At 59.0% G+C, this 9,082-nt stretch carries 7 protein-coding genes and 1 riboswitch; all 7 genes read right to left on the bottom strand.

From position 1 onward, the window contains the following. Window positions 1-537, bottom strand: a 537-nt coding sequence (locus HMPREF1147_RS08745; protein WP_009658542.1) for an ABC transporter substrate-binding protein, incomplete at its 3' end; no start/stop codon positions are given. Between the two features lie 12 nt (window positions 538-549). After that, the gene (locus HMPREF1147_RS08740; RefSeq protein WP_009658551.1) at window positions 550-1,569 is read right to left on the bottom strand and encodes an ABC transporter substrate-binding protein; all 1,020 of its coding nucleotides are present in this window, start codon (window positions 1,567-1,569) and stop codon (window positions 550-552) included. Next, entirely contained in the window at window positions 1,566-2,594 is a 1,029-nt protein-coding gene (locus tag HMPREF1147_RS08735) for an iron ABC transporter permease (RefSeq protein WP_232208071.1), read from the bottom strand. Before HMPREF1147_RS08735 ends, HMPREF1147_RS08740 begins: the two co-directional genes overlap by 4 nt. Then, a complete protein-coding gene (locus HMPREF1147_RS08730; RefSeq protein ID WP_009658538.1) occupies window positions 2,591-3,358 on the bottom strand; it encodes an ABC transporter ATP-binding protein in 768 nt (255 codons plus the stop codon). Before HMPREF1147_RS08730 ends, HMPREF1147_RS08735 begins: the two co-directional genes overlap by 4 nt. Continuing rightward, window positions 3,355-4,416, bottom strand: coding sequence for an iron ABC transporter permease (locus HMPREF1147_RS08725; protein WP_009658541.1), 1,062 nt, complete (start codon window positions 4,414-4,416; stop codon window positions 3,355-3,357). Before HMPREF1147_RS08725 ends, HMPREF1147_RS08730 begins: the two co-directional genes overlap by 4 nt. A gap of 2 nt (window positions 4,417-4,418) precedes the next feature. Further along, window positions 4,419-6,581, bottom strand: coding sequence for a TonB-dependent siderophore receptor (locus HMPREF1147_RS08720; RefSeq protein ID WP_037351352.1), 2,163 nt, complete (start codon window positions 6,579-6,581; stop codon window positions 4,419-4,421). 165 nt (window positions 6,582-6,746) lie between these two features. Then, window positions 6,747-6,926, bottom strand: a riboswitch (cobalamin riboswitch). Window positions 6,927-7,080: 154 nt separating this feature from the next. After that, window positions 7,081-8,736: a DUF4153 domain-containing protein gene (locus HMPREF1147_RS08710; protein ID WP_009658548.1), complete on the bottom strand. Its 1,656-nt coding sequence runs from the start codon at window positions 8,734-8,736 to the stop codon at window positions 7,081-7,083. Window positions 8,737-9,082 lie beyond the last annotated feature (346 nt).

Below are 9,082 nucleotides of genomic sequence, written 5' to 3'. Positions count from 1 at the left end.
GAGCGCCTCCCGCTCCGCATCGAAGAGGGCGACGAGCGCCTCGCCCTTTTCCTCCTCGCCGAGCGCGGCGGCGACCATGCGGACGGCCGCGCGCAGCTCCTCGGCATTATGTGGTTTCCTGCAGGCGACGACGCGGATGCCGAGTTCCGGCAGTGTCTGCGCGGGTCCCGCGTCGATGTCGGCATCGAGGAATACCACGTCGGGATGCAGGGCGAGCACACGCTCCGCCGACAGGTGATTGATTTTCTCCGCGATGCCCTCGGCGATATCGACGATGTTGGAGCTGTTCGGATCGTCCGCCATGTGGTCGATGCCGACGAGGCGCTCCGGCGGGAGCATCCCGAGCACAATGTTGTCCAGCCACAGCCCGTAGTTCAGAATCCGCACAGGCTTTTCTTCGAACGCAACCGCGTGCCCCTGCGCGTCCGTCACCGTATAGCCCGTTTCCTGCGGCGCGGAAGCCTTTCCGCAGCCAAAGGCGAACAAGAGAGGCAATACGGCGAGCAGCAGGTACATCATCCGGCACACTGTATTCATGCAAGTCCCTCCTCACCGTACGCCAAAATCATACTCCACTGCAAAATCAAACAGCCCTGGATACATGCGGTTCGCCATGTAGCCGACGGCATCGATCGTGCGTATCTGCGGGCCGTAGACGAATTTCAGCGGAATGGGATAGAGCCGGTTATTTTGGATGAAGCCGAGATGGCGGAACGCGGGGTTCTCTCGTATTTTCTCAACCTCCTGCTCTTTTTCGTCATAAGTGACGACGAACACGACATCGGGATTTTCTTCCATGATGTTCTCCGTTCCGACCGCCGCACTCGTATGCGGGACATCGCCGCCGATTGCCGCCGCCATATCCCCCGCGATCTTGTCGCGCCCATAGGAAGCGACGATGCTGCTCATGAGGTCGAGGATCATGACCTTTGGCTTTTCCACATCCCGCGCCTTCTCTCGGATCAAATCGATGCGTGCATAGGTATCCGCGACGATTTTCTCCGCCGCAGCGTCACGGCGAAACACCGCGCCCATATCGCGGACGAACTTCATCTCGCGCGCGATCGTCTCCACGGCGTTCAACTTGCCCGGCGCGGTCGTGTTGAGCGGCACCATCGTATGAACGCCCTTGCCGTTCCAGTATGCGGTGCTGCCAAGCCGATTTTTGGAGAAAAACTCCTGCTGCGCCACGATGAGGTCGGGATTCAGTGCAAGCAGATGCTCCGCGTTCACCTCCGAGCGTTTCATCGGGGGAAAGGAGTCGAACACCGCTCTGTTGCATTCCTTGATGCCAAACGTGGGGTTGTTCTGACTCGGCACCGCGGCGATCACGCCATGCGTCACGCCGAGATCCATCAGCAGTTCGGATTCGTTCGCGCCGATGATAACGACGCGCTCCGGGATGCGGTCAAATGTCTCAACGTTCGCGCCCAGTTCGAAGTAGTTTTCTACATTGATATTCTCGACGGTGACCGCCCCCGGCAGCTCCGCTTCTCTCTGAGGTTCTCCCCCGCAGCCCGTGAGCAGGAGCGCGAGCGCCGCCGTCAATGCGTATAACGTATGCTTCATCCGCGCCCACCCCCGTATTTACGCCGAAACAGCATCCACAGGAAGAGCGGCGCGCCCGCGAGTGTCGTTGTGACACCGATGGGCAGCTCCGTCCCCGGGACGATATTGCGTCCGATGATATTTGCCCACGCGAGGAAGGCGCCCCCGCCGAGCGCGCTCAGGGGGATGATATATCGATGCGCGCTGCCCGTCACGAGGCGAACGGCGTGCGGGACGATGAGCCCCACAAATCCGATCATGCCTGCGGCATAGACCGCGCTCCCGACCATCACCGCCGTGACGGCAATATATATTTTGCGGTAGAGCGCAAGATCCCGCCCCATGCTGAGGGAAAGCTCGTCCCCCATGAGCATGAGATCGAGCACGCGCCGCTGCGAGATAAAATAGAGCACCCCCGCCGCCATAACGAGCGCGAGCACGGCGAGCAGTGCAGGACGCACAGTCCCAAGGCTTCCCATCATCCAAAACTGAATCGAGCGCGTCTTGCTCGGCTCCGCCATCGCCGCAATGACGAAGCTGAGCGCTGCCGAACACGCGGCATTCGTCGCAAAGCCCGCGAGCAGCAGCGTCAGACTGCCGCCGCTCGCCTTGGTCAGCGAAGCGATGAGGAGGATGAACGCGGAGACCGCGACCGCGCCGAAAAAGGCAAAAAGCCCCGTCCCGTCGAGCCCCCACAGCGTCCCAATGCCAGCGACAATGGCGAGCACCGCTCCCAGGCTCGCCCCGGAGGAGATGCCGAGCAAATAGGGATCGGCGAGCGGATTTTTCATCACCGCCTGCATGACCGCCCCCGCCGCCGCAAGCCCCGCCCCGATCAGGAAGGACAATGCGAACTGCGGCAGGCGCAGACAGGCGATCACGTCCTGCCGGATACTGCCCGCCCCCGCAGGATCGGCGACACTCAGCCAAATATATTGTATGGTCTCCGTAAATCCGAGCGGAATCGTTCCGCGCCCGAGTGCATAGACCGTGACGAGGATCAGCGCCGCCGCAAGGCTCAAGGTACGCAGAGTTCCGCCCATCATCGCCCGCCCCTCTCGTAGAGCACGGCGGGGCGCCCGTCGGTGCGCAGGGACACCGCCGCCCTGATGCGGTAGAGATCGCCGATGAGTTCGGGCGTCAGCACCTCGGCGGGCGTTCCCTCCGCGATGATCTTTCCCCTCTGTAGGGCGACGATCCGATCGCAGTACATCGCTGCGATATTGAGGTCATGGATCGCGGCGACGACGGTAAGTCCGCGTGCGCTGATGAGATCCATAATTTGCAGCTGATAGGTGATGTCCAGATGATTCGTCGGTTCGTCGAGGATGAGACACGGCGTCTCCTGCGTGAGGGCACGCGCGAGCATCACGCGCTGCTGCTCGCCGCCCGAAAGCCACGAGAAGCTGTCCCGCTCCATCGAAAGAACGCCCGTCTCGTCCATGGAGCGCCGCGCGATCGCGATGTCCTCCGCGTTGTCCCCCTCGGTAATGCCCTTGTACGGCGTGCGCCCCATGAGCACAACGTCGCGCACGGAGAAGTCAAATCCGTGTCCATGGTGCTGCGCGAGTACCGCCGTCTCCTTGGCGCTTTCCTTATACGAGAGCGCCGACAGATCGCGCGCCCCGAGGCGAATGCAGCCGCCCGAAGGTTTCAGCACGCGATAGATGCATTTGAGCAGGGTACTCTTGCCGCTGCCGTTGGGACCGATAAGCCCCGTCAGCCGATGTGCGGGAAACGTCACGGTCACGCCGTCGAGCACACGTTTTTCCCCGTACTGTGCGGACAGATCCGCAATCTGTATCTTCATTCCGCTCCTCCAAATCGATAGGCACGGCGCGTCAGCATGACGATAAACGCAGGCGCGCCCATGAGGGCAAGCATCACGCCAAGCGGGATATCAACACCGCGCACGAGCACCCTGCCGAGGATGTCCGCCCATACCGCCGCGATGCCGCCGAAGAGAACCGCAGCAGGGAGCAGCCGCCGATGATCCGCCCCCACCAGCATCCGTGTAAAATGCGGAACGAGCAGACCGAGGAAGCCGATCAGCCCCGCGTTCAGCACGACAGCGCCGACGAGCAGTGCATTCAGCCCAAGATAGAGCCGCATAAATGGCAACAGCGGGCGCCCCAAGGGGATCGCCGCCGTCTCGCCTTCGAGCATGAGGTTGAGGATACGCGACTGCGTGATAAAAAAGAGCGTCATCAGCACGACGACGGCAAGGAGCGCGAGCGTTGCGGGCAGTTTCGCCGCGGCAACGCTCCCCATCAGCCAATAGAGCGTTACATCCATGCCCGTGGAGTTTGCCCCGAGATAGATGAGTACCCCTGTGATGCCGCTGCACACAGCGGCGAGCGCAATGCCGAGGATGAGCAAATACGAGATCCCCGCGCCGCCGATTCTCCCCACGGCGGCAATCGTAAGAGCGGAGACCAGTACGGCACCAAGAAAAGCGCCGACTCCCATGGAGCCGGCGCCCAGTGCCGTACCGATGCCGAGGAATACCGCACACGCGACGCCGAGCGACGCCCCGGACGATACCCCCATGATGTAGGGATCCGCCATGGGATTCCGAAAGATCGCCTGCATGACGGTACCCGAGAGCGCGAGCCCCATGCCGACGCAGGCGGCGAGCAGGATGCGCGGCAGACGCAGATCCCATACCGCGCTCGCCGCACCCATGCCGATCTCAGGCGGCATGCCGCCAAAGAATTGAAAGCGCAGAATCTCTATGAGCCCCCCGGGCGCAATCGGCAGATAGCCAAGCAGCAGCCCCGCAAAGAGGGAAAGGAGCAGAATGCCCCCCGCCCCTCCAAAGAGCAGGACATCCGGCATCCGCCGCAGCCGGTACAACAGATTTGTCATAATTAAAGCTCGAAGTTTGCCGAGAACGTGAAGGTGCGCGGCGCGCCGAGTGCAAGGCTCGTGCTGTTGTCACGCATGCTCCAGTAATCCTTGCCCGCGATGTTGTAGAGCATCGCACGGAACGTCACGGGTGTCTTGTCGATCTTTGTCTGGTACGCGGCGCCAAGATCAAAGAGGACATGCGAGGGAACGCGAATCACGCCGTTGTTGATCGTCCCGCTCCCCACATAGTTCATGCGCCCGATGACCGACCATGCCTCGGAGGGGTGATAGACAATGCCCATCGTCCCCGTCCAGCGCGGCATCCCGTCGACGCCCTTGCCGTCGTTCGCGCCGTTCTTGGTCTTTGTCTGCTTGAAATTGCTGTAGGAAACGCCGCCGACGAGATCCCAGCGGTCGGCAATACTGCCCGTGAACGCCCACTCCGCGCCCTTGTTCTCGCGCTCTCCATTGTTTTCAAGATAAACGCCGTCGGATTTCTGTACATCAATGGAGTTTGCCTGACGAATTTGAAACAGGCTGAGCGTATGGAGGAAATTCCCGCTCTTCACCTTCACGCCGATCTCATTCTGCTTCGTCTTCGCGGGATCAAGCGTTTCCCCCTTATTCTTATACGAGGTTCCGACGGTCGATCCGGCGTTAAAGCTCTCCGAGTGTGCCGCGTATGCCATCACGTCCGGCGTGAACTTCCAGCTGACCGCGACGGTCGGCGAAATCGCATCCGATTTCACCGTGCTCTTGCCCGCGTTGCTGACCTTGACGCTGTGTCCATGGAATCCTATCGTCAGCTGCAGCTTCTCGTCGAACGCCTTCATCGTGTCGACCACATGCCACCCGGTCATCGTCAGCTTATTGTTATGCGGGATCGTCCCATGGAGCAGATCGGGCTGATCCCATGTATTGTCACGGTAGATGTTACCCGTCCCGCGCCAGAACACATTCCCCGCGCCGCCGCTGCGCCGCCAGTTGCGGTCGACGCCGACGAGATAATCGTGCCGCACGCTGCCCGTCTTAAAGTCTCCGCGCAGACCGACGCCCACGTAGGTGCGCGTGAAGTACAGCGGATAATTCTCCATGGCGATATTGAAATCGCCGTTATTGTTAATCACTGTCGGCGAGCCGTCGACATAGCCATACCAATTCTCCAAATGATAGCCTGCGTTCAGGAACGCCGTGAGATGCTCGCTCAGCTTCTGATCATGGTTGAGCGCGAGAATAAAATTATCGTATTCGTTGTACGACCACTCAGGCTTATAGCTGCGCGAGAGCTTCGGCGCGGGAATCAGATGCGTCACTTTGCCGCTGCCGAACTCAAACCCGATGCGCATCGGTCCCGCATTGTGCTTCGTATGGTTATAGCCGAGCAGCAGATTCGTATGTGAATGCGTCGTATGCTGGTCGAGATTGACGAAGATATTCTGACGCAAGAGTCTTTCATGCTTGACCGCCGTCTCGCCGGCGACATTGGTCGCCGTGACACGCACGCCCCAGCGCTTGTCGCGACCGAACCGATTGCCCACATCGACCGCCTCTTCCACGGATTTCCCACCGAGATAGGAAAGACGTGCCTCCAGCGCCTCACGCTCCGCTTTCTTCGAGGTGAAATTGACTGTGCCGCCGACCGCTTCATTGACGATCGTACCGCTGACACCGATATTCGGGCCCGAGATGACGCTCACGCTGTCCACCCAGTAGTAAGGAATATTGTACTGTGCGAGCAGCCCCGGAATGCCGTTGACGTACAACGCATGTCCGCTGAGTCGGAACCCGCGGACGGCAATGTCCTGATAGAGATGACTGGTCATCACGCGCACCGACGGATTGAGCGTAAGCGTTCCATTGACGCCGTCCGAAGGCGAACTAAAGGTTTGAATCGCCTTTTGGCTCATGCTCGAGACCGTAAACGGCGCATCCATCACATCCTGATTACCGAGCAAGCCGACCGACGGTTTGCTCTCTAGGAATCCGCCGGGCAGTGTCGTGTTCGAGGTTTCCTGCACCCGCTCCCCTTCGACATCGACAGGATCGAGTTCATAGGTATCGACGGCATCCGTCCCCCCCCCGTGGATATCCTGCTTCTCTGCAGCAGATACACCGCTCATCCACACCGCATTCGTACCGATCGCCGCGATGGCGACGGCAAGTGCCAGCTGTCGTTTCGTCATGATGATATTTTCCTCCTCCAAAGTTCCCCTGAGCGCCCCCCGCGCCCTCTTCCCTATGCATTGCTTTCCTCCATCGTACGCACTAAAAAAACACTGCCGTTCTGTCCATCGCAGAATGCAGTGGCAGCGCCACCCTGTCGTGCATCCGCACACAAAGGGCACCGCTCCCGGCGTACGAGATTCGGTAGGTCTTCCGGCTCTGCGTCATCGTCCGCCCCGTCTTCCCGCTCGCGCAGTGACATGGTGGGGCATCCTCGGCATTACGGCGGCGGGACCGCATCGGTTTCACACCGATTTCCCTGTTACCTCCTTTTCACAAGGAGCACCGAACCTGCTTATGAAGTTAAAAATGAATAAATACTTATTGAAGTATAACGAATACTAATCCTATTGTCAACCACGAAAACCGCGGACTCCACAACGACCGGGGCATCCTCCCTGCTGATCGGGAATGACCGCATCTGCATCACACAGAAGCACAGGCATTCCGGAAGACGTTCTACCTCTTCAAAAGCACGCCCTGCATATTCACCGCCGCCCCCTCTTCTCCTGCGCCGCGCGCCATGATCCGCAGTTCGCTCAGGCAAAGGCGGCTCCGGTCATCCAAATCGATCTGCATCTCACGTGTGAATCTGTTTACACCGTTTCCCGCACGATGTTCGCGCGCATACGCCAACGCCTCCGCGACGTACGCCGAAACATCGCAGTGCTCCTCTGCGCCCGCCCCCTTTTCCACAACGAGCACGCCGTCCCTGACAGGCGTATCCGAAAACACATAGGCTTCCTGCCATCCGGCCACCGGAACGAAGGCAGGATCGGGCGGGGTGAAAAGGAACCAATCGACAGTGTCTTCTCCCTCATAGCTGCGGCGCAATTCCGCGAGCGTATCGTTCATGCCCGGCGTCTCGAGGAACGCCGTCTGACCTCGCTCCGTCAGGTACTCCGAGGCGCTCAGCAATTTTTCCTGCGCCTCCGGCGAAAGAGCAGGGTTCCCCACGACAGTGCCGTCCCTTATCATATCGTTTTCCTCAAGAACGCTCCAAAGGCGTGCCTCCTGCGTACGCAGCGGGATGTCGAGGATGCTCAGCGGCGTCAGCGCGGACACGGCGATCATGACCGCCAGGACAAGGAACGCCGGGCGCGGAGAACTGCGCCGGAACGCACATATGAGCAGGAAAATACCGAACGCCGTGCAGAGGATGGATGCGTAACGAGGAGCGGTAAGCCCATACGGCGCGATCCGCTGGCATACGGCCACGGCCTGCACTGCAAGAATCGGCAGAAAGACCGGCAGCCCGCGGTGCAGAAAGGACTTCAAAAAGGGGTGCCGTTCATCCCCCGCAAAACAGACAAAAAACACGGCAAAGGCAAGGAGCGCCAGTGAGGCAAACCAATTCATCATGCCGACGGGAATCTCCCACAGGAAGATGATCTTCGCCACGTAGAGATAGAGAATAACGAGCAGGATGAGACAGGCAGGCCAAAGGATGCGCGCGAGCAGCACGCGGAAAAGTGCGGGCATCTCCGCTCTTTGCCCGTACACGGGCAGACCTGCAAGGGCGACCTGTCCCCCTGCAAAAATATAAGAGACCTCCGCAATCAAGAAATACAGCAGCGTCAGCAAGTTCGGCGGCACTGAAACGATCAGCGAATCAAATGCCATGAGGCAGATATTCAGCGATGCGGTCAAGAGTGTGCCGACAACGGCAGCCTTGCACAGAGAAAATATGACAAGCGGAGCGGAGCGCCCCTCCTCTTCGCCCTCCAGACAATAAAGTCCAAAAGCCGCAAAGGAGAGCGCAGCGCCGAGGGTTTGGAGCAGGATGTACGGCACCGTCCAGCTGTGCCCCCGCACAAGAATGAAGACTGCGGCACATACGGCGGCTGTAAGGATCGCCTCCACACGTCGGTGTTCCTTGCCGCGTCTCTCAAAAAAGAGGTGCAGCGAGACGGCAAAAATACAGCCGACTGCAGCGGCCGCCGCCGCGGAACCGGCCTCTTCCAAATACCAAGCCTCCGCCTCGTATATTTCGCGATAGGTAAATGCTCCAAGACATAGGAGCAGCACGACATCCGCCGCCACCGCGGTGCGGAACCGCCGCGCGCCCGTACGCACGGTTTGGCACAGATTTTTCCACAGCTTCTCGATCCTCATCTTGCACCTCCTCTTGTATATATTCTTCTGCACGCGCAGTCTTTCCTTCCGCGGGCGTCCTTTTTTAACAATAGGATCTCACACCATATAAAAATTTTTTCGCTTCATTTCGAAAGTTTTCATTACATATATTATATTATAGTAGATAAATGATTTTTATCACGCCTTAGCAGGGAGTTCAATGTTGCTCGGGCTTCCGGCATTTTTCCATATCACGTCCTGAAGTTCCATAAATAATTTTTTCTTATTATAGTTTTAAACTATGTTTTTTATACTAAAATATTATGTCGGCTGCAAAGGAAAATAAGAAGGATTTGAAAAAGAGATAGAGAATTAAGAATTTCGT

The sequence above is a fragment of the Selenomonas sp. FOBRC9 genome (assembly GCF_000287655.1).
GTDB lineage: Bacteria > Bacillota > Negativicutes > Selenomonadales > Selenomonadaceae > Centipeda > Centipeda artemidis.
This window is presented reverse-complemented; position numbering and strand designations above follow the sequence as displayed.